The following is a 23,563-nucleotide window of genomic DNA, read 5'->3' on the forward strand; positions in this document are numbered from 1 at the left end:
TCGAATGCAGCCGATGCCGCAAAGTACGGCACAGCTCCGGCATGATCCGGTTTAGTTCGCCTGCTTCTTGCGGCATTCCGGGTCGGTCACGCCTGGGTCTTCGCAAAGCGCGGCATTGCCCACAAAACCTTCGACGTCGACGGTGATGATCGATTTTTGCTGGCCGTTGTCATTGCTGGCCGATGTCGCATTGGCCGCGGCAGCAATTGTCGAGCTGTTGTTGGCAGGCGCCGTTCCCGGTGTCGCACCGCGCGCGGGGACACCTGAAATAGAGCCGCCGGCGCTGAACGAATCCGCATTGGCGACATGCGCGGCCGCGACCAGGATGTTGCCCGATGCGCGCACCCCGGCGTCGCCGGCATCGACCAGGCCGGCAGGCGCCACCAGGATGATCGATGACGCCGGGTCGGTCGGCAGGCGCTGAAACGCGCCGATGCCCGCCCCCGACACGCTGCCGGCGCTGTCGACGGTGCTGTATCCATCGAGATCCGTGGCAACCGTGACCGGCGGGAAGTTCGATGCCGTCTTGGGACCCTCGCCGGCGTTGAGATCGCCGTTGGAAGACCACATGGTAATATCGCCGCCGGCTTCGGTGAAAATGCGGCTCTGGTTGACCAGGAAATTGCCGTCGGTGAATGCGCTGACCGCACCGCCATTGAGCGTTAGCACGCCTTCATATCCGATCGGGATCGCGCTGATGCGGTTGGCGGCGCTACCCGAAATCGCGCCGAACGCCAGGTTCTGCGTGGGATCCACACCAAAGCGGGTGACGATGCTGGCGGCCTGGGTCGAGGTTCGCACGACCGAGCCGGCAATGAAATTGCCACCCGGCCCCAGGATCGTCAGGTTGCCGCCGCTGTCGGTCTGCAAGGTGGCCAGTTCCAGGTTGGCGTTGCCGGTGTGGACTTGCGTGGCCTTGGCCGGTTCGCCATTCAACAGATTGCGCGTCGGCACGCCCTGCGGATGGTCGGTGCTAACCGTCGCGGAATTGACGGTGTAGACCGCCAGGTTGTCGGTGTAGCCCATGCTTGTCGGAAACAGCGTGTCGATCGCGCGGTATCCGCGAAAGTATTGCAGATACGACGGACTGGTGGGCTCGGCCGGCTGTTGCAATTCGTGGAAATACACATCGTTGATCAGGAACTGGTCCTGTTCCAGCGCGTTGACTTGCGTGAAGGCGGCATACATCGCCTTGCTCTGGCCGTAAGACGCCTTCGTCAGCGCGGCATTGCCGGCATCCGTGTTGGCAAGATCCGATCCTGCAATTTTCGCAACGGCGCTCGGGGTATCGGCAAAGGTGCCAAGCCCGAAAATTGTCGCGAAGGCCACCGGATCGTTGTCGCGCAGCCATTCCGCCAGGATGGGCGCATAGATCTGCTTGGTGCGATCGGGATGATTGTTGCCCAGCGCATCGGCGGTCTGGACGAACAACGACCCGTCGAGCTGCGCAAAGGTGGCCGGATCGAGATATGTCTTTTCGAACGCCGCATAGTCGATCCCGCCGGCCACGCCGAACAGCACGGTCAGGTTGGCGCCCGCTCCGGTCAGCCACGGATCATACAGATTGCCGACGGTCTGGATGCCGCCGGGATAGCTGACATTGTTCACCACTGCCGAATTGATGAACGGGCCGATGTTGCGCCCCGCCTGCACCAGGAAATTGCCCGGGCCGCCCAGCACGTAATCGCTCGAGACGACATAAGGCAGATTGTACAATGCCGAGGTCGCCGCAGTGCCGGCGATATCGCGCCCGGCCTGTACTACAGTGGTATCGCTCGCGTTGATGTTCTGACCGGTGAAATACAGATTGGTGATATCGCGCCCGGCGATCACTTCGGCTTCCTTGGGCACATTGATCAGCGCGTTGGCAATATCCACCCCGGCGTAGATGCGGATCGGGTTGGCATCGTCGGCATGCGTGATGGCCTGGTCGTGATAGATCCGCAGCAGGCCCGGACTGGTGGTCGGCGTGACGCCGGGAATCCCGAAGCCCAGCCCCTGCAGCGTGGTCACGTCGCCCGAACCCGATCCCGTTGTCGATGTCAGCGAAATGACCGACGCGGTGAACGCCCCCGGCAACAGCGAAGGCTGGCTGTCGCTCATCGCAATGACCAGGGAGCTGATATTGCCCGCACTGAACAACGCCAGTTCGCCGATGGCCGATGGGTACAGCTCCAGCGGTTCGCCCGGCGTGGCCATGCTGTCGGTCAGCGCCGACAGACTGACGCTCGGCGGCAAAACGCTACCGCCGAAAATGCCCGAATTGCCCGCGCCAAGCTGGAACGGAACGGTCTGGTTGGTCCGGTTGTCGGTATAATCGAGCGCACCGGTTGCCGTGGCGGTAAAACTGGCGGCCGGGGCGAAATACCCGGCGGCATTGTATTCGGCGTTGGCATTGCCGCCGTTTGCCGCGGCCAGTGCCGAAACGCCGGCCATTGCGATCGAGCCGTCGGCGGTCAGCGTGAACGCGGTGTCTGCAATCCGCACCTGGAGGTATTCGTTGTTGATCGACTGCACGTTGCCACCGACATCGACAGTGGCAGTGCCATCGGCCACGTCGATTTGCCCGCCGTTCAGATCGCCGGCGATATGCGCCGCCAAACTGCCCCGCCCTTGCGTTATCAGCACCGGCCCTGCGGCCGTGCTGGCCGTGGTGGCCGAATTGTCGAGCGCCACGGTCAGTTCGGTGACGCTGCCGCCGGTGGCAATGGCGACATCGCCCCCGCCCAAAGCGCCGATCCCGCTGGTGAAATATTTCGGCGCAATGGCGATTTCGGTATCCTGGCCGACATTGCCGACACGCCACAACTGCGTGTTGTCGCCGATCGTGGTGGCGTCGAATGGCGAGACGAACGCCTTGTTGTATGTCGCGCCGCTGACCAAATTGGCCGCGCTCCAGTCGTCGGTCAGCGCGAGCACGCTGCCGCCTGCCGAAACCGAGATGGCGCCACCACCGGTGGCAAACACCGCGCCTTGCGTGTCGTACCCCTTGGGCGATGGGGTGAAGCTGGCGCTTTGCGCGGCGATCGTCTGGTCGGGACTGACGGGCGTCACCGATACCTGCGTGTCGGTGCCCACGATCGTCGCCGTCAGCGCAGTTCCGGCCAGGCGCGCCCCTGCAGTATAGATCGCGGTGCCGCCGACTTGCGCAACGCCTTTGGAATTTGCGGTATAAGGCTTGCCCTTGGCAGCCTTCGACGCGCCGTTGGCATCGCGATAGATGATCGCAGAGCCGTTGTTGGCCAGGTTGTACGCCTCGTTGGTCAGATCGACATTGCCACTGGCGGCGACAGCGATCGTGCCGTTGCCGGTGCGCACCAGCGTGTTCACATTGGCCACCGGATCGGTGTAATTGATCAGCGTTGGCGCGTTGATCGACCCCACAGGCGCGCCCTGGCCACGTGATCCCAAATACTGCAGGTAATCGGCGCTGTATTTCTGCAGGAATGCGACAATCTGGCCGAGCGGCGCCTGTACGCCCGAATAACCGAATGAATCGGCGATCAGCGTGCCCTGGCTGGCATTGGTGAAGAATGCCCTCGCATCCTGGCCCAGCGCCGCCGGCACGTTGCTGCGCGCATCACCCCAGTTCACCGTGGTGAGCGATGTCGCGGTCAGGCGATTGGCACTGGCCGCCGTGCTGGTCGTGCCGATCAGCGAGGTCAGGGCGAATACCGGATCGGTCGCCGGGGTGCTGCCGTTTACCGCAAGCAGCAGATCGAGCGTGTTGCTGATGCTGATCGTCGCGGCACTGGCCGAAACCGCATATTCGCTGGTGCCTTCGACTGTCACGCCGGCGCCGCTGGCCGGATCGACATGCAGCGGGTTGGCCGAAAATGTGACAGCCCCGGTCTGCGGACTGGTGGTGAACGAGGCCCCTGCGACCAGCCGCAGACTGCTCGACTGGACCGTGCCGCCACCGGGCAAAAGCGGGAACAGTTCGGCAAAGCCCAGCGCATCGCCGCCGGCTGTGCCGCTGTTCGACGGATTGACATTGCTGCCGGCCGCAGTGGCCGAATTGGCTGCCGGATCGTACGGCGCCAGAACGCTCGATGCGCCCTGCTGGACGCCGTAGTACGAGGTCAGGTCGATCGCGAGCGACGGGCTGCCGGCGATGATCGCAGCCAGCGAATAGTCGGCGATATTGCTGCAATTGTTGGCCTGGCCGCACGTGGCGACTACGCCCGCGACATAGTTGCGCGTGCCGCCGCCCAGCTGGTAATTGATCCAGACCGCATCGGACTTGTCGGCAAAATTGAAGAAGCCGTCGCTGATCGAGGCCGCGATATCGAGATTGCCCCCGGCCGCAAACGTGAACACGCCCGCCTGCCCGCTTGCCTTGCCACCCACGCGATATGCAAAATCGACATGGTTTGCCAGCAGGTCGCTTTCGGTGCCAGACACCACGGCATAATACGGGGTGCCGTCGCTGCGCGCGCCAAGCTCCGGGATGGTCTTGAGATCGCCTGCGGCCAGGGCCGCTGCGGTATCGAGCGTACCTGCGGCCAGGTTCCAGGTCTGCGCCAGCTTGATATTGCCGGTGGAGACCAGATTGACGCCGGGGCGCTGGACAAAGGCGGAAAGGTCGGTGGTGCCGTCGGTGGCTGCGATCGAAAAGTTGCGCACGAACGACGGAACGGATTGTGTGCCGTCGGCGCCGATAAACAGGTCGGACAAGATGTTGGTGCCGTTGGCCGTGGGGTCCAGTTGCACCCCTTTGGCCACCGCCGTCACCCCGGAATAGGTGCCGGCCGCAGCGATCGCGTCGAGATTGTACGTGTAATACCCCTCGATCTGTTGCGCAGCCGCACCGGTGATCGTGGCACTCTTGCCGATGGCGATGTTGATGCCCCACCGCGCCTGGCTCGCGGCGGGTGCGGCCACCACGGGCGCGCGCAGCAGCAGCGTGCCACCGCTGTCGGCCGCGACGAAATTGTAGACCGTGGTGTTGACCAGGGTGTTGGGATTGGCGACGGTTTCGGCCACCAGCCGGTTGCCGGTCTGGCCTGCTGCGATCGCCGCCTCGGTGCGCGTGGCGCCAAGGTTCAGCGTCGCGCCCGATGCGATCGTGATCGCGCCGTTTGCAGTCTGACCGACCCCGATCGTGATGTCGCCCGCGCTCGCCTGGCGCAGATCGGTGTCGGCGTACCCGCTGGTGTGCGTATCGAGCAGCGATTTGTCGGCAAGCGTGACCCCGGTCATACCCCATAGCGCGATATTGCCGCTATCGACCACGGCATGCGCGGCCTGTGTCGCGGTCATGCCCGCGATGCTCGTGCCCGATGTGTCGATCGTGCCGCCGATCGTGACCATGCCGCCATCGGCAGTCAGGGTCACGCCGCTCGCCTTGAGCGTGGCGCCGCCAGCAAGATTCAGATCGCCAGTACCCGTGCGGATCGACAGGGCGCCCTGGAACAACTGGCCGTACTGGTGGGCAAAGGCCGACAGGTCGAAGCCGGCATCCTGCGAATCGAGCGTCAGCGATGCCGCGCGCGTGCCGCTTGCGCCGGCATCGAGCGTCGCGCCAAGCGTCACGCCGCCCTCGGCCGCGCTCAGATTGAGCGTGCCGGCATTGCCGGTGCCGTTGTCGACAGAGATGGCGGTGCCGACAGGCGCAATCACATTTCCGGCCAGCGACACCAGGTTGACCGTGCCGCCACCGGCCGAAACCGTCGCGACATCCTGCGCATCGCCATAGCTGCGGCTGTACCCCGGCGTCGACAGCGACGCGTCATGGGCCAGCGTGATCGAACCGGTCGAGCGGGCATCGATGATGCCCGCCGTCGCGGTGATCGCGACGCCATCGATCGACAGGCTGGCCACCGGTGCTGCCGCCGTGCCGAAATCGATCTGGGCGCCGGGCGCGCGGATCCCCTGTGGGGCCGGGGCCGAGGTGCCCGATGCCACGGTCGGCGCCAGCAGGCGGATCGCACCGCTGGTGGCGAACACGTAATGGGGCGCAACCGGGATCGTGTAATTGCCGCTGGGGGTCACGCTGTCGCTCGGCGTGGACGACAGCGAATTGGGATCGACCACGGCAGCACGATCGATCACGAATGGCGTGGTCACGCTCAGCGCGGCAGCCCCGAGCACAAGCGAGCCCGCGCCTTCGACATACAGGCCCTTGGTCGCGGCAAGCGCAATTGCGCGATCGAAACCATACGTCCGGAACTGTCCGGACCCCAGCGTGACGCTGCTGGCGTTGATCGTCAGCGTATTGCCGCTGGTGGCGCAAACCGGTGCGCCCTTTGCCCCGCAACCCAGCGACGCGCCATGCGTGTTGAGCAGCGTGACGGCGCCGGTGTTCAGCGTCAGTGTCTCGGCCACGCCGCTTTCGCTGCCCAGATCGATCCCCGGAGCATCGATCGTCAGGTTGTTGAAAGTGTGCGTGGTCCCGGGGTCAAACGTGATGGCTTTGTTCGAAGCCAGCGTCAGCGTCGTCGCTGCGGCAAACTTGGCCTCGATCGCGGCATTGACCGTGCCGGTCATGCCGAAACTGATCGTGCCCGCCACCAGCGCGAGATTGGGGGCATTCAATTGCGCGCGCGCCGAAATATCAAACTTGTCGTTGGTGTCGAACAGCAGCGACGTGCCACTGATACCATCCAGGCCGATCTTGAGCGTCGATGACCGGTTTGCGTTCGCCTCGGCCGTGCCGGTGCGATCGACCAGCCGTTGCACGCCGTTGGCCACGCGCAGCAGCGAACCGACCCCGGTGGTGTCGAACTGGCCGGGCTGGGGCACCGCCGCCCCCTTCAGCGTGAAGGTGCCGGTAATCACATAATTGCCCGCGCGCGCATCATCGAGCGTGCCGGTGGACAACAGATTGGCACCATCGTTGATGACCAGGCGCGACCCCTTGCCACCGACTGCCAGCACCAGTTCGGGCACCTTGACAATCGCGCCGTCAAGCACGGTGATCTTGCTCGCCGAAACGTCGAGCGACGTCGTATCGTCGGAATTGTCGGTGCGCTGCGCACCGATCAGCAGGCTGTTGGCATCCAGATTGGCCAGCGTCTTGTTGGACAGCACCAGCGCACCTGCCGTCTTCGATGTGCCCGTGGCGCTGAGGATGATGTCGCTGCCCAGGATATCGACTTGCGACCCGTTGCCGCCGGTCGCGGCCGCCAGATTGAACGTGCCGTCGATCGTCAGCTTGGCCAGCGGATCGAGCACGACTTGCGCGGCATCGAGCGGATTGGACGGCGCAGACTTGCCCGCGCTGGCCGCCGCCGCCTTGACCGTGGTCGTGCCGTCAGTGGTCACGATGTCGGAATAGCGCAGGAATGTCGCCTGGCTTTCCACCGTGAATGAATAGCGCTGCGACCCGGAATAGCCGGTGCCGGCGGTCGAAAACGTGCCGCCCATGACCACGCTGCCATCGCGCAGCGTCTGCACCGTGCCGGCGCCGGGCGCGGCCTGGCCATCGTTTTCGACCAGGCGATAGGCGCCCGGCAGCAGTGCATAATGTGCCGGCATCAGCACGTATTGCCCCGCCGGGATCCCGCCGCCGCCATCCAGCGTGACCGCCATGCCGGCATTCGCGCCATACAGATTGGTCGGGCCATGCGTGCCATTGTCGTCAAAGCCGGGCGTCTTGCTGTAATCGGCCGCATAGATCGGATCATACAGCGCGATCTTCTGCGCCTGCGCCAGCGGCACGATGGCATAGACCTGGCGCTGGTCGGCGTATTGATAGCCGATCCCCGTGGCCGCATTGTACCCGTTGCTGCTGTACTGGTCGGTGTTGAACCGGCTGAGCAGATCGCGCGATCCGCCGGTGCCCGATACGAATTCATAGGCATAGACACTGCCGCCGCCCGCGCCGTCGATCGTGCTGCCCTTGGCGGCAGTGATGTTGGTGCCCGTGATCGTCAGATCGCCGCTGGGCAGGCGGCTGACCGCCGCGCCGGTCCCGGCGGTAAAGAAGTACTGCGACAGGTTGGTCGTCGTACCGTACGGAATGGCCATGCCGGTGCCCGACACCGAGGTTATGCTCTGCGCACCGAACACGACATCGGCGACCGGATTGGCATACGTCCCGAAATCGATCCGGCCGAACGGTGCGGCCAGATACCCGTCCTGCGTGACCGACGCAGCCTCGACCTGCAGATACGATCCGGCCGACAGCGGCGTGGTCTTGTCGATATGGTCGCCCAGGAACGTGATCGTCGACTGGCCGAGCGCGGTCAGCAGGTATGGCGCTGGCGGGTTCGGATCGACGGCGCCGGCGGCATCCTCGAGAATGCGCTGCAGATTGCCCGTGCCGGTGGTGGTATAGACCCGCGCCGCATCGAACGTGATATTGCCCGCCGCGACCAGCGCGCCGTCGAGCACGGGCGCCTGGCTTGCCGCGCTGCGATCGTCGACCCCGATCAGGCGCACATCGGCCGCGCTGTTCAGGTTGACCTGACCGATCGAAGCGTCGAACGTGATCCCGCCGATGAAATCCATGCCCGACACGCCCGCCGCAAACGTGACCACGGCATTGCCGGTCGCGGTTCCAAGCGCGGTGTTGCCGCTGCCCGCGGTGCTGGTGAAATTGATATAGGGCGCGGTGATCGTGGCGACGGTGCCCGCCGTTGCCGAAATCGTGACCGCGGCATTGGCACCCACTGCCGCGCCGTCGATCGCCACCGGCGATTGCACCAGCAGCGCGCGAGGCAGCGCCAGCGTGAACGTGCCATCGAGCGCAAGGCCGCCATCGGCGATCAGCGTGCTGAACCCCGACTTGATGATCTGGTCGGCATAGGCGACATTGTTCGCGCCGACGCAATGCGCCGCGCCCGCGCAAGGGTCGGTGCCGCGAACGATCGGATCGAGCCATTCCAGCGTGCCACCAGTCGCTTGCGCGGTGCCGCCCGACGCCAGCACGGTGGCGCCCGACAATGTGCCGCCGGCCAGCAGCGCGATCGACCCACCATTGCTCCATTGCAACGACCGGACGTATTTCCCCTGCGCATCGACGACATCGAGCAGCGCACTCGTCCCGCGGATATCGATGGTTGAGCCCGGCATGGCGACGATTTCACGCGGCGCAGTCTGCAACGGTTGGGCGGGCGGAGATGGCGCCGTGCTGGCCGGATCGGGATAGGCCTCATACCCATAGGCGGGTGCGGCGAACAGCACGGCAGACGATGTCGTGATTGTCGCCGCCGACACGATCGTGCCGCCATCGATCACCTTGCCGACGCGATATTGCGTGCCGGCAGGCGCGATCGGCGCGAGAGGATCGAGAATGACCGTGCCGGCCAGATTGGTCGTGCTGCCCGCCTTCAGCTCGATCCCTGAAGCTTCGGCGACCTGCCCCAGGACATACAGGAATTTTTCCGAGCCGACGGTCGTAAAAATCTGGTTGTTGGTCAGGACCTGCCCGTTGCCGTCGGTCAGCCCGGCGGTGTTGGCCGCATCGAGCTGATATTGCCCTTGGGCATTGGTCCCGCCAAACACCCCGCCAAAGCCGCTTCCGCCCAGCGCCGGATCGGTGATGCCATAGCCCTGCGCCGCCAGCGCGACGGGCAGATTGGCGGCGATCGAAATGACGCCTCCGGGCAGATCGATGACCCCCGCGTTGTACAATTTGGGCGCAATGATCGTCGCAAGCGGTGCGCCGGTCACTGCGCCGCCAGCCTCGACATCGAGTTCCATCAGGCCATTGAGATCGAGCGTCGCAGCCTTTTGATACCAGGCCGAAACCGGCACGGCAGCGGTCAAGACCGAGGCGATATTGCTGCCGCCGGGCAGTGCCAGCAGGCGCTGCGTGGTGGCGGCGTCGAGGATATCGGGCAGCAGCGACTGGTTCAGGTCGAGCGTCTGGCCACTGCCCACCACCACGCGGGTGGTGTCGAGGAAGGCGGACAGCCCCGCGCTGCCGCTGTCGAACAGACCGGCATAAATCGCCGAATGGTACGTCGTCAGATTAAGCGTGCCAAAGCCTGTTGATTTCAGGAAATCGAGCGGGATGACGGTGGCATTGGCATCGCCGCCGGTGGTGACGCCTGCAGCCGTCACCGCGATATCGGGCGCGATCAGCGTGAATGTGCCGCCGCCGCCGAAACCGAAGCCGGTGATGCTGCCCGGCGCGAATTTGACGACGCTGGTCTCGGTCGCGACCACCGCCTGGGGAATGACGCCGACCGTGGTGGTTTGCGCCATGACCGGGTTGAACGCCACGCCCTGGCCGGTGACGGTCGTGCCCGCGTTGTCGCCATTGACCGGCTGCAACGGCGAAATCGCCGCATAGATCGTTTCGTCGATCAAGCTGACATTGCCGCCTTTGGCCGTCAGCGTCAGCGCGCCCTTGGCCGAAACGTACCCCCCGGCGGACACATCGAGGCGGCTGCCCTGGTTGATCAGGATGCTGCCCGAAATGTCGCCCAGCGTATCCGCGCTGATCGGCACAAATACCTTGGGCGCAACGGTAAGCCGGATCGAACCCCCGCCTGTCCAGGCCGAACCCTGCGGCGCGGTGTTGACGGAATAATCGTTGGTCCATTTGCCCGACACATCGAGCGTGCCATTGACGATTACATCGAACGGCGATGGCGGAGTGGCCGCGCCCGCATACGTTGCGCCGATATCGTCATCGCTGCGATAGGGATTGCCGACGCTGCCGATGCCCGGGCTGCCTGCCGTGGTCAGCTGATAGGTCTGCGCCGCGATCGTTCCGCCGGCAATGCGGACCGTGCCATCCAAGCTGATCGTGCGCCCGGCATCGAGTTCGAGCGTCCCGCCTGCGGCCAGTGTCAGGTGCACCGGCGCCGCCAGGGTGATTGCGCCGCTCGTCTGCAGCATTAGCGCCGAAAGGCCGGCCTGCGACAGCATCTGCGCATCGAGCCGGATATCCGCCAGGTTGGCCGCGACCGGGGCGCCGTTGTCGAGCACAAAATCCTGGCCCAGCCCGATTCCGGATTTGCCGCTGAACGCGCCGATGCGGAACAGCCCGCCCGACGGCAGCTGGGATTTGCTGTATTGCAGTTTGCGCGGATCGCCGGCGATGCTCGAACCGGCGCTGGCCACTTGCGCGCCGGCGAGCTGGTATGCGCCGGCAAAGGCGTTGCCGTAGACGGTGGCGCCAAACGCGATGTTAGATCCGACGATTTCGACCGCACCCGCATCGCGCCCTTCGTCATAGCTCGACACATATTTTTCGCCTTGGATCGCGGCATTGTAATACGTCTGCGAAATGCCGGCCCCCGGCTGCGTCGCGGTAAACCCGTTGACCACTGCGACATAGTCGCCATTGGCGCTGGCATTGGCGATGTTGACCGCGCCGCCCGATCCGGTGATCAGCTCGCTCGACAGCACATAGCCCGCGTCATACCGCACCCAGCCACCGGCGAAATCGAACACGGCGCTTTTGGCGATGGCGATGGCGGGTACTTGCGACGGATCGAGATTGCTGGTGCTGTTCTGCGCGCCGACATCGATGCTGATCGTGCCGCCTCTGGTCATCAGTTGCGCGGCCGATACGGGTACCTGGCTGATCGCGCTGGCTGCTTCGACCAGCGGCGAGCCCTGCCACGCCACCCCGTCGGACCGCACGCCCGATGTCGTGGCATCGACATACAGGGTCGCGCCGTTCAGCGTGAAACTGCCGTCGGTCGTGACCGAACGGTAATTGGGCGTGTCGCGCAATTCGTTCTGCTTGGCCGGGCTTATCACGACGCTGTTCGACGACGCGCTGACGGCGACATCCATCATGCCCGCAACGTCGATCGTCGCGCCCGCCGCGATCGACACGCCGCTGGCGACTTCGGGCTGCAACGCGATATTGCCCTGCGACGCATCGGCGCCGATCACGACATTGCCGCTGGGCGCGTAGATGAATGCGTTCTGCCCTATGGTGACCATCGCTGGAAACAGCGCGATCGCAGGGCCCGGCGTGGTCGACTGATACGTCGTGACCGAATCGCCGATTGCCACTTGCGATGTCTTGAACGCGGGCGGCGCATCCGGCGTGCCCTGCGGCACGGTTTCGCCATCGGCGTCGGGCATGATCACGATGCCGCTGGCCGTCGCACCGGTCGCCCCGCCGCCCAGCGTGACCGTGCCGCCGGTCAGGCGGATATAGCCATTGCGCGACACACTGGTGGTCGATTGCAACAGGCCATCGTTTTCGACCGTGCCGTTGATCGCGGTGCCCAGCGAAATATAACCGCGCCGCGATTCGATATAGCCCAGATTGACCACATCGCCCTGGTCGGGGGTGGGCGCCTGCGGCAGCGTCGGCACCACCGGAACCTGGCTCGACAGCACCAGCCCGCGCACGTTCGCATCGATGCTGCCTGCACCGCCGGCAGACGCGACCGCCCCGATGTTTTCGCCCGCCTGCAGGCTGACCTGACCATCGGTGGCATAGAGCGATCCGGCATTGATCACGCTCGGGCCGGCCAGGATGATATACCCGCCCTCGCCCGACGTGATCGTGGCGCCGCTGTCGACGATGACCGAACCCGCCGCCGGATTGGGCAGCGCGTCATTGGCGTTGTACAGCCCCTGCGGCAACAGCGCGGACAAGAGCTGCCCCTGATAACCGCCCACGCCGTTGACCAGCAGGCCGTTCTGCAGGAACGCGGTGTTGCGCTGCGCGATCGTCGAGGACAGGAAAAATTGCGCCTGACCGCTGGTCACGACATTCGACGCAAAATTGCCCAGTTCGAGCGTGCTGGCGATCAGCGCGTTCAGGCTGACTTGCGATTTCGGTCCGAAGATGACGCCGTTGTTGTTGAGGATCAGCACGGTGCCGTCGGCCTTGATCGCCCCCAGAATCTTGCTGGGATTGGCCGAATTGACCACGCGGTTGACTACGGTCCAGCCGGGTTGCGCAACCCCGCCCGACTGCTGCACGAACGCGAGCGTGGTGTTGGTACTGATGTCGAAATTCTGCCAGCTGAGCAGCGCATTCTTCTGCGTCTGGGTGATGGTAACCGTCACCGCGCCCGCGCTCGACGTGCTCTGCACCGGCGCCTTTGCGCCATCCCAGGTGTTGAGACCGGTGCTGTCGTTGGCCGCCAGGTTTGCGGTCGGTGCGGAATTGGCCGTGACAGTGCCGGCAGCGGCGCCCGCCGCAGCATAGACGGTCAGCGCCTTGACCGGGGCGATCGGATTGAGCCCGGCGGCCGAAATGCCATCGGTTACCGCCGATGCGCCATTGACCGAGGTATAGGCGGCATTGCGCGCCGATTGCACATAAATCTGCAATTGTGCGGCCTTCGTCTGCATCGCCTGTTGACGTGCCAGCGCATCAGTCATCGTGACCGGGCGCACCGGGGCCGCCGTCGTCGCCGCAGCAGCAGAGGCGGGATTGACGGTGCCGGCATTGCTGCGCAGCTTTGCCAATTGCGCGGCCGCCGGCGTGGAGGACAGGCCGAGCAGCAGCGCGGCCAAGCTGACGCCGGCGAGCGGATGCACGCGGCGCGCTTGTGGCGGCAATGGCAGCCTTGTCGCCCCTGCCGATCGTGTCCGTCGCATGGCTGCCATGATCAATTTGCCCTTTCGCGGGCGGGAGTGGCCGGCGCTGCGGGTGCTGGCGCTGGAGGGGCCGGGGCCGCCGGCGTCGTGCCGCCGGGGTTGCGCTCCGGGGTGCCGGACGGCGCGGTTTCCCCCGGCAACGGGGGCACCGGCACATCGATGCGATTGGTATAGATCGCGTCCGACAACGCCTGCAGTTCGAATTCGAACCGGCGGCGACCCATCTGCAACGGATCCTTGTGGGTAAGCTGGTAGCGCTTTTCGTAGCCTTCGATCAGTTCGCGACCGATAAACACCAGCCGTCCGTTCTTGATCCGGCATTCGTCCATCACCACCGCACGGTTCCTGGCCGATGCCAGTTCGCGTTCGAGCGTCGCGATCGTCTGCTGGCTGGCAAGCAGGCGTTGCTGCAACGCTTCGATCCGCGCGGCCTCGCTGGGCGGGGCATCGATCCCGGCCTGCGCCGGAGCCACAGCGGGCGCAGGCGCGCCGACCGGCGTTGCGGCAAATGCCGTGCCGGGCAGTGCCATCGTGCATGCGACAAGGGCCAGCAGCGCGCGCATCAGAACGCCACGTTCAGATCGAACTGGAACACGTCGATCGCCAGCGGTACGCCCGAAACCTGGTTGGTGCTGATCCAGCGGGCCGTCCCTGTCACCCCCTGTGACAAGCCGAGCGACCCGCCAAGCGTGAAGCCTTTGGCATTGGTCCCGCCAAGGTGGAACGAATCGTCGTTGAACGCATCGAGCACGACATCGCTCTGCAGGTATTTATAGCCCAGGAACGCGCGCCATTCACCCCATTGGCGCGGCGCGGGATAGCCGATGCTGGCCAGCACCTGGAAGCCCTGCCCGCCGCCGACGAACGGCGTGCGTTTCGCCGCGACCGGGTCGCAGATGTTGCCGCTGCCGCCCGCGCCACCGTTGTTGACCGGCTCGTAGGCTTCGCCGTGGCCGCAGACGTTGCGCGTGAACGCCAGATTGCGCAGGTATTCGCCCAGCAGCGTGAATTGCGTCTTGTCGCTGACCGGGACCTTGAGCACAGCCATCGCGTTGAGCACATGGAATTTTTCGGCAAGACCAAGCAATTGGTTGCCATCGACCGACTGCCCCGCGCTGTTGACGATATCGCGGATCTGGAACAGCGTGTTGCCCGATTGCACGTAAAACGGCGCCGACCAGTCGGTCGAACACTGCGTATCGCCAAACCCCAGCGCGCACGGCGCCGATGGGCGCCCTTGCGTGTTCCTGTAGAAATAATACCCTGCAGCAAGTTTGAGGTTGGCCTCGCCACCCAGATGCACCTCGCCCAGGATCTGGCCGGCAAACAGCCATTTCTGGTGGTTCTGCTGTTTAAGCGTTGCGGTATCCGGGAAATTCTGGTCGCCGAAATCGAGCGGGAACGCCCCGCCCCGCAGCGTGAAATCGGCATAGCCGAACACGCGGTGGGGGAAGCTGACTTGCGCGGCAATACCGTCGAATTTCAGCTCGGTGTTGAACAGCGCATCGGTCGACAGGAACGGATTGTCCATGCGCCCGGCAGTAATGACCGCGTTGCTGGTCAGCCGCTGTTCGATATAAGCCTTGTTCAGATAGACATTGCGCTTGTAAAACCCGTTGCCGAGCGTCGCGCTGGTCGATGTCGGCGCGTTGTTGTTGCCGCTGGCAAGTTCGACGCCGATTTTAGTCGATGAACTGACGCCGAAATCAAATCCGAGCCGCACGCGCACGCCCAGCAGGTTGTACTTGTTCTCGACCGCGTTCTCGAACGGGATCGCACCGCTCAGCAGGTCGAGCGGCCCGGAATTCACGATTGCCTGGAAATTGGGAACATCGGTTGCATTGAACCGGCTGTAGACATCCGATTGCGAACGCAGCCGCAGATCACCGTGAATGTGCAGGCCCTTGACCCATTCGGGGACCGACATACCGGGCGACGCCCAGCCTTCGACACGCGCCTGGTGCATGATGTCGGCGCGCAGATCGTCGCGGATCTGGTCGCGCACCACTTGCGGCACATAGGGCACGCGGATCGTGCCCGCAGCCGGCGGCGGCAGAGTGGCAGACCCTTCGGCGGGCGCAGGTGCGGACGAGCCCGGGCGGTCGATCATGGCCAGCGCGGCTCCGGATGCAGCGGGGGTACCTGTGGGACTGCCCTGCGGCGCCACGAGCGCGAACGCACGATGCGCGTCGGCTTGCGCGGCCAGCGCCAGATCCGCTTCCTGCGTCGCCTGTGCGATCAGCGCGTCGCCATTGGTGCGCGAGATCGTGCCTTGCGCGACCAGCAAACGCACCAGATTGACCATGGCATTTGTCGACGGTGCTTCGGCCACCCGCGCAGGCGTACCCGCACCCGCCTGCGCATGCGCGGGGGCCACACCCAGCAGCAATGCGGCAGGCGTGCAGAGCAGCAATGCAGCCTTGCGGGTCCAGATCGGTGACATCGAAACGTTCCTTCTAATCGTCTTGCGCCGGTGCCGGATATTCCCGGCCTACAACGATCGTTTGCCGCGCACCGTGACCTTGCGCGGAAAGCGCATGCCCGCAGGTGGCGGATCGAGATCGGCCGCACTGAGCAGGATTGCGCGCAACGCCTGGTCGCGATCGGGTCGGCCCGATGTTTTCAGCAATGTGACCACGGTCACCCGCCCGGCGGATGACATCGTGATCGCAAAATCGGCGGAGAACACCTGCCGGTTGACCCGGTCGTCGCGCTGCACCTTTTCCTGCAGCACGGCGCTGAGGTATCGCCCGTAGAACACATCGCTCATCGATGTGCCGCCGCCGCCGCCCGCGCCCGTGCCGCCGCAATTCGTGCCCAGGCACGTGCCGCTGCCGCCCATGCCTCCGCCATTGCCCGACTGCATCCCGAACGAATCCGCTCCGGCCTGCGCCGGCCCGTTGATCGACATCGCCGCCGGGGCCGCCGGCGCCGAGGCCGGCTTGGGCTCCGGATTGGGCACAGGATTTGGTTTTTCCGACGGATCGGGCGGTTTGGGTTCGGGCTTTGGCGGCGGCGGGGGCGGCGGGGGCGGTGGCGGCAGCATGCTGATCACGGCGGGCGGTGGCGCTTCCACTTTCACCCCGGTCGTCACGCTCATCTGGCTGTAGATAAACCACACGATCGCCACGACCACCACGACGCCGACCAGGAGTGGCCAGCGGCGCAGCAATCCCCCCGTCTCGGGTTCGTCGGCAGGAGGAGGTGATTGCGCCATTCCCGGTCACACGATCACGATGCAGTCGGCTTGCCGGTAACCAGCCCGACCTTGTTCAGCTCCAGCTGGCGGCACAAGTCGAGCACTTCCATGATCTTGCCGTATTGCGAGGCCTGGTCACCCTTGAGCACGATCGGCACGTCGGGGTTGGTCGCCTTGGCATTGCGCAACCGCGTTTCGAGATCGGAAATCGTCACCGGAAACGCATCCATGAAGATCTGGCCCTGGTTGTTGACCGTGATCGCCACGATCTTGGGCTGGACCAGGCTCTTGGCCGAGCTCGCCTTGGGCAGGTCGACCTTGACCCCCTGTACCGACGCGGTCGCCATCAGGATGAAGATCACCAGCAACACGTAGGCCAGGTCGAGCATCGGCGTTATGTTGATATCGTCATAGGCCTTGCGGCCGCCACCTACATCCATGGTTCAGGTCCTTGTGTGCGTGTCGTCAGGTCGGATCGCGCGGAGTTCAGAAATCGTCGACGCCGACCAGCGACATGTCGTCCATGCCGAAGTGGTCCATTTCGCCGGTCGCAGCCTGGTCGGCCTGCATTTCAGCAATCCGGGTCAGCAACTGGTCGATGAACACGCCCATGTCGCTGGCCAGCGGGATCACCATCGAGTTGAGATAGTTGTAGCCGAACAGCGACGGGATGGCGCAGAACAGCCCCGAAATCGTTGCCAGCAGCGCGGCCGCGATCCCCGGCGCGATTGCGTTGACGTTCACGTCGCCCGCCATCGCCACGCCGCCGAACGTGTTCATCACACCCATCACCGTGCCGAGCAGACCGATGAACGGGCCCCCCGAAATCGCGATCGTCAGGATCACCATCCAGGCATCGAGCTTGTGGTTTTCATGGACGACGACTTCGGAGGCGACCGCACGCATCGAATCGATCGCCTGCGAGGTCAGCGGGCGACTGCCCCAGCGCGCCTTGCGCCGGTTGAACTCCTCGATGCCGACATCGTAGATATGCGCGAGCGGCGCGTCCTTGATCAACTGGGTCTGCTTCTTGTCCAGCCCCTGGATCTGCGCAGTCGGCACCAGTTCGTCGTCCATCTGGCGAAACACTCGCATGAACGCCGCGTTGCCCTTGGTGCACTTGGCAAAGTACCGGAACTTGTTGGCCATCACCAGGGCCGAGATCGTCGTGAGCACGAGGCACACGCCGACCACCACTTCATCGACGCCTTCAAGCTTCGACAACACGAAAAAGAACACACCGCCGCCCGAGCTTTGCTTTTCGGCGGTTTCAGACACAGTGACGAGCTTGCCGCCCTTGCCTTCGGCTTCGGCCATGACCTGGATCATGCCGGCCGGGCGCGCGGTCTTGGACAGGCGCACTTCATCGAGTTCACCATTGAACGGCTGCCCCGCGGCCCCGCCGAGCGTGGCCGGGCCGGCAATCGCCGACAACGCGCCGGCGCCCGTGCCCTGTTCGGCGCCATTGACGTAGAGATGCGTCACCTTGCCATCGCTGACGAACGCCACCTGGCTCCAGTCACCCTGCTTCAGCGCGGTCTTGGCCTGCAGCGAAATGCCCGGGCCCGATACGAACGGCACGCCGGCGTTCAGCCCGACAGTCAGCCCGCCGCGCGCAAAGATCGCCGATGTGCCGGCCAGCTGGTCGGGCTTGACCCAGGCGGTGAACGTGAAGGGCGCCGCGGCCGGCATCGCCAGCGATCCGGATTCGGCGATCTGGATTTCGCCTTGTCCGGGAAAGCGCGCCGCGCTGCTGACGATCCCGCCGTCATCAAGCCCGGGAGGCGCCGATTTGGCGTTGTTGGCATTCGCGCTGGAATCGTTCGACGGTGTGCCGGGCTTTTCGGAGAAATGATAGACCGCCATGTAATCGGGGTCGTACGTGCCCTTTTCATCGGCACCGACCGGCGCGCTCTTGTTGCCGAAATACAGCCAGATCGCGCGTTTTTCGCCGCCATTGAGATTAGGCACCGAAACCCAGGCGGTGGCAATGCCCACGCCGGCGTCGAAATGTTCGATATGAAACGGCAGCGGCGTCTTGTTGTCGCTGTCGACAAAGCGGATGTCCGCGCCGTTGGGCATCGCGTCGGTAAAGGTGAAATTGCCGCTGTGCAGCCGCACCAGCACTACCGTGCGCCCGATCGCGCCGGTGACGTTGACCCCCGATGGCGATGTGTCGACGGTTACCGCCTTGCGGTATGACCAGTCCTTGTTCCACCAGCCCTGGTCCCCGGCGGCCGCGGCCGGTGCGGCTAGCCCCGACAGTCCCAGCACCAGCAGGATCGCCAACACGATACGGGTCACTTGGAATTCCCCCCAGATAGAAACATCATCAGAAATCCCCCTTGACCTGAAAATCGACCCGGGGATGAAAACGCTGCGTTGCCGGACCATTGGTCAGCGGTACGCCGGCCAGCACTTCGGCAGTAAAGTGCGTAAACAGCCGCGTGCGCAGCCCGCCGCCGGCACTGACCAGCCGATAGGCATTGATCTGGCCGGGCAGCACGCTGTCGACATGCAGGAACGCGCTGTCGACAAAGCCGTAGAACCGTGCCTCGCTCAGCCAGCGGCCAAACACGGTGGCAAACGACGGCGATCGCAATTCCAGGCTCGGCTCGATGCCGTTGTCGCCGACCGCTTCGGAAGACAGGTAGCCGCGCACCGTCTGCATGCCGCCGCCGGCGAACTGTTCGTTGGTCACCAGATGCGCATCGGCAAACTGGCCGGCCAGTTTGAACGCAGCGATCATGTCGTTCTTGAACGCGTACGAAAAATCCGCGCCCAGATTGACGCGCACAAAGTTTTCAAAAGTAAAGCTGCCCCGGTTCTGGAACGCATCGGCGGGCACGCATGTCGTACCCTGTTCGACGCAGACGACCTGGTGAAACGCGCGCAAACCCGTCGTCACGCCGAGCGAGAGATCGTAGCTGGTGTGCTCGCTTGCGCCGGCCCGGGCATATTGCACCTCGAAGGGCACATAGCGGATCGGCGCGGTACTGGCCTGCACGCCGTTGACCACAATCTTCTGCTTGAAGTCCTTGTAATCGAGCCCGAAACTGAATGTCTGCGATCCGGCCGACACTGGCAGGCGATACAGCAGCCGCCCACCCACCTGAAACCCGTTGCCCAGCACCGCCGACCCGCCGAGCGAGGCGACATTGCTGTTCGAATGATAGCCCGACAGCGACACCGTCCACGGCGAATTGAGAATGGGCACGGTGTATGACCCGGCAAACACTTCGGTGTCGGACCGTTTTTGCGGCGCCACCACATAGGTCGCCGAGATCGACTGCCCGGCCTGAAACAGATTGGTATAACGCACGCCCAGTGTCAGGCGCAGCGGCTTGGTCGACGGGCTGGCATCGTTGTCGATAGCGAAATTGGCATGCAGCGGACGTTCGTCGGTGACCGCCAGATCGACATCGATTTCGCCGCTGACCTTGCCGGGCTTGAACTGGGGATTGATCAGGCGGTCGGGAAAATGGTTGGCCGTGGCGACCTCGGCCTGCAGGACCTTCAGGTTGATCGGCTTGCCCTCGACCAGCGAAGGCACCTGCTCGCGCGCGACCCACAGCGAATGGTATTTGCTGCCCGAAACATGCAACTGGCCGACAGGCGCCTCGCTCACCGCGATCTGCACGATGCCCTGCGCAAAGCTGTCATGATCCTGGGTCGGCACATCGACCAGCACGGCGCCATAGCCCTTGGCAGCATAAGCGTCCTGCAAGGCTTTGCGCGCAGCCTCGACATCGTCCTTGGTGCGCCCCGGCCCGCTGTGCGCATAGACCAGCCGCTCGACTTCACTAGCTGAAAGTCGTGTGACGCCGCTCACATCGAAGGCCTGGATAAAGAATTTGTCCGGCGCGGGACCCTGGACGGCGGGCACGGTTGCGCCTGGCGCGCCGGGCGCAAGCGACTTGGCATCAGGGGCAATCGCGGCAACCGCGCCCGCCCCGTTTGCCAGCAACCCGGCCAGCGCGCCGCAAACCCATATCGGGCGCAGGCGCAATTTACTGAATGACACTGAATATCCCCGCGGCCCCCATATGGACCTTGGTAACTTTGTGTTTAACTTCTGTGACATTTTGCGACCGATCGACGGTCGCTGTGGCCCGCAACGGGACCACACACAAAAACAAGGGGCCCCGGAACGATCCGGAGCCCCCGTTTTGCAGACGTAACGGTCAGACTGGGTGATCAGAGACCAACCAGCAATCCCGAGCCATTGCCGCCTTCGGCGCATTTCTGGTTCGGCGTGGTCGGGGTGTACGTGAACACACCGGCCGATACCTTGACCTTGGTCGGAACCACGGCGCTCGTGAAGTTGAGCGGCGAGGCTGCGTAACCGGTGTTGGCGGTGCCGCCACCGGTCGTCGACTGGTTCACGTCCGAAGTGCCCTGCAGGAAGGTGCGGGCAACCGCAACCTGCCAGGCCGCCGGCACGATTCCGATGCTGGAGCTGGCGATGATGCCAGGGATCGCAGGCGACGGGCTGGTGAAGGCATTCTTGTTGATCTTGGTATTGGTCGAGTCGACAGTCAGCGCGCTGGTCAGCGTGGCGACGAGGTCGGCGATCGCCTGACGGTTGCCTGGCGAAACGAAGCAGGTGTAGGTCAGCATCTGGGTGGTCCCAACGATCGGGAAACCCTGGCTTGGCTGGGCAAGACTGTAGGTACCGGACAGGAGGCCGGTGCCGTAAGGCGTGCCGTTCTGATAGAACTGGTCAGTCCAGGCGAAGGGGTTCGAACGAACGATCTGGCCACCCGAAGCCGAAGTCGCCGAGCTCGAAGACGGTACGTAGTTGCCCGAGGCATCCGATTCGGGTGGCAGGAACGCCAGGGTACCGCCCTGGGTGTTGAACGCGGAAAGCGCGTTCTTCACTGTCGGCGCGTAGAACGTGTAGGCATAGATGCCGCCGGTTGGGGTGTAGCTGTTTGGCAGTGTCGCCAGAACCGCAGCGCGCAGGAACCCGGTCGCAGGCGTACCGACAGCGTCGCTGCCGGTCACGACGTCGGCCGAGATGTAGCCGACTTTGCCGTTGTACAAGATGTTCGAGTCGGTTGCGCTGGTGTTGTTGTAGGTGCTGGTGATGGCATCGTAATCCGGCGCGTAGTTGATCGTGGCAGCAACTGCGCTGCCGCCGTTGGCGACGATGAACAGACCGCTACCATTGGTCTTGGTCGGGGTTGCCGGTGCAACAGCCGTGCCGCCATTGGTGGTGGTACCGATGTTGCCGATGGCGCTGCCGGTCCAGTAGTCACCCGAGATCGTGTTCACTGTGCCGGCGTCGTTGCCTGCAGAATAAGCCGAACCATCGATATGCGTGTCCGAGCGGATCGACGTGTAGTTCAGACCGGTTGTTGCCGAATAGGGCAGGGTCTGAGCATTATGCAGGTACTTGTTGCCAACGAAATTGCGCTTGTCTGCCACGGGCAGCAACGGCGCGGTGACGCCCGGTGCCGAATAGTAGTTGTTGGTCGAAGTGGCGCCGCTGCCGTAGATCTTGTCCTGGCTGCAGACGGCGGCAAGGTGACGCGTGAAGATGTCGGTCGTGCCCGAGTTGTCCATGCGGCCAACCAGACGGATCGGCGCACCCGATGTGCCCCAGCGTGCAGCCGTATCGTTGATCGGATCGAACAGCGGGATGTTCTTGTTCGCCTGCGTCAGCGCCGCATCGTTCCAGTTGGTGATCATGCCGTTGAAGATGCCGCAATACAGCGAACCCGTCAGCTGAAGGGACGCAACAGCGGTGGTCGAACCGGCATAAACCGCTTTGCCCTTGGCGTTGAACGTCATCGTCTTGGTTGGCGTCGATGCATAGACCGTGTTGTAGACGATCGCGACCGGAACGACGAACAGCGGGAATTCAACCGCAGGACCAGCTTTGGTCGATGCGTTTGCGTTGTACAGCGTCAGGTTGGACTGAACGATCGGAGCGTCGGAAAACGCATATTGCACGTGGCTCCAGGCGTTCTGGCCGGCAATGCTGACGAACGGGTTTGGCACGTTCGAAGTCGAACCAGGCTGGCTCGTCGTCTTGCCGTAGCCGTCATCGAAAACGTCCGAAGCGTATTCCCAGGCCTTCTGACCCAGGCCCGAACCCGAACCGACGTACTTGCCCGAAAAACCATACGCGGCCAGGTTGCCGGTGGTCACCGAGTAATCGCTGAACTGTGGCTGCAGTTCGGTCATGTTCGAGCCAGGAATGAAGTACAGGCTCTTCGAATTGTTGGCCACGCCGCCCGAATAGGTGGTGTAGGCGCTGTACTGGATCGCGCCGGCAGGCTGGCTACCCGGTGCATATGCAGCGAACGTGCCGTTGTTGCAGGTCAGCGAAGGCGTGCCAGCGTATGTGTTGGCCAGGATCGTCTTGCTGCCAACATTCAGCGAACCACCGGTCGGGCCCGAACCGCCGGCAACAGCCTGGCCGTTGGCAAGGGGGTTAGGCGTGCCAAAGCAATTCATCGTGCGGACCAGGACGTTCTGGACGGCGGTCGAACCGACGCCATGAATCGAATAGTCGCCGTCGAACACGGTGTAACCGGCACCAGCGGCATACTGCGGGTTGCCGTAGATGTCAGGGGTCGAGGTCGGCGCGGTCGTGCCGTTGGTGGTGATGACGTACGTGGCGGGATTGCCAGGCGCCTGGATCGCAAAAGGGTTGTCGGCGAGCGACAGCGGAGCAGCAGGCGCCTGCGCGACGTTAACGACAGTGGCGTCGGCTTCGTACGCCTGGATGGCGAAAGGAGCAGGATAGGTCTGCGCCGAAGCGGCAGACGAGGCAGTCACGCCGGCAATGGCCGTCGCGAGCAGCAGGGAAGATTTGAAATTCGACATTGGTGAAATCTCCAACAGGTGAAATGACCCAATCAGACGATGCACAGACAACCA

General features: G+C 64.1%; 8 protein-coding genes. All 8 read right to left on the reverse strand.

Annotated elements, in window-relative coordinates:
* Nucleotides 1-51: 51 nt before the first annotated feature.
* The 8 genes from ACOOE2_RS15560 to ACOOE2_RS15595 all read right to left on the reverse strand — a co-directional run bounded on the left by ACOOE2_RS15560 (nucleotide 52) and on the right by ACOOE2_RS15595 (nucleotide 23,509).
* Nucleotides 52-13,413, reverse strand: a complete 13,362-nt coding sequence (locus ACOOE2_RS15560; protein ID WP_420383902.1) for a filamentous haemagglutinin family protein — start codon at nucleotides 13,411-13,413, stop codon at nucleotides 52-54.
* A 71-nt stretch (nucleotides 13,414-13,484) separates the two neighbouring features.
* Nucleotides 13,485-14,036: a hypothetical protein gene (locus ACOOE2_RS15565; RefSeq protein ID WP_420383903.1), complete on the reverse strand. Its 552-nt coding sequence runs from the start codon at nucleotides 14,034-14,036 to the stop codon at nucleotides 13,485-13,487.
* Nucleotides 14,036-15,916, reverse strand: a complete 1,881-nt coding sequence (locus ACOOE2_RS15570; protein ID WP_420383904.1) for a putative porin — start codon at nucleotides 15,914-15,916, stop codon at nucleotides 14,036-14,038. Before ACOOE2_RS15570 ends, ACOOE2_RS15565 begins: the two co-directional genes overlap by 1 nt.
* A 48-nt stretch (nucleotides 15,917-15,964) precedes the next feature.
* The gene (locus ACOOE2_RS15575) at nucleotides 15,965-16,690 is read right to left on the reverse strand and encodes a TonB C-terminal domain-containing protein (protein WP_420383905.1); all 726 of its coding nucleotides are present in this window, start codon (nucleotides 16,688-16,690) and stop codon (nucleotides 15,965-15,967) included.
* A 14-nt stretch (nucleotides 16,691-16,704) separates the two neighbouring features.
* Entirely contained in the window at nucleotides 16,705-17,112 is a 408-nt protein-coding gene (locus ACOOE2_RS15580; RefSeq protein WP_420383906.1) for an ExbD/TolR family protein, read from the reverse strand.
* 46 nt (nucleotides 17,113-17,158) lie between these two features.
* Complete coding sequence (locus ACOOE2_RS15585) at nucleotides 17,159-18,976, reverse strand: DUF2341 domain-containing protein (protein ID WP_420383907.1); 1,818 nt, start codon at nucleotides 18,974-18,976, stop codon at nucleotides 17,159-17,161.
* A gap of 28 nt (nucleotides 18,977-19,004) precedes the next feature.
* Nucleotides 19,005-20,696, reverse strand: a complete 1,692-nt coding sequence (locus ACOOE2_RS15590; protein WP_420383908.1) for a ShlB/FhaC/HecB family hemolysin secretion/activation protein — start codon at nucleotides 20,694-20,696, stop codon at nucleotides 19,005-19,007.
* 173 nt (nucleotides 20,697-20,869) lie between these two features.
* Nucleotides 20,870-23,509 (reverse strand): substrate-binding domain-containing protein, encoded by a 2,640-nt coding sequence (locus tag ACOOE2_RS15595; protein ID WP_420383909.1) that lies wholly within the window; start codon nucleotides 23,507-23,509, stop codon nucleotides 20,870-20,872.
* Nucleotides 23,510-23,563 lie beyond the last annotated feature (54 nt).

Source organism: Novosphingobium sp., from assembly GCF_965214355.1.
In the GTDB taxonomy this organism is placed as follows: domain Bacteria; phylum Pseudomonadota; class Alphaproteobacteria; order Sphingomonadales; family Sphingomonadaceae; genus Novosphingobium.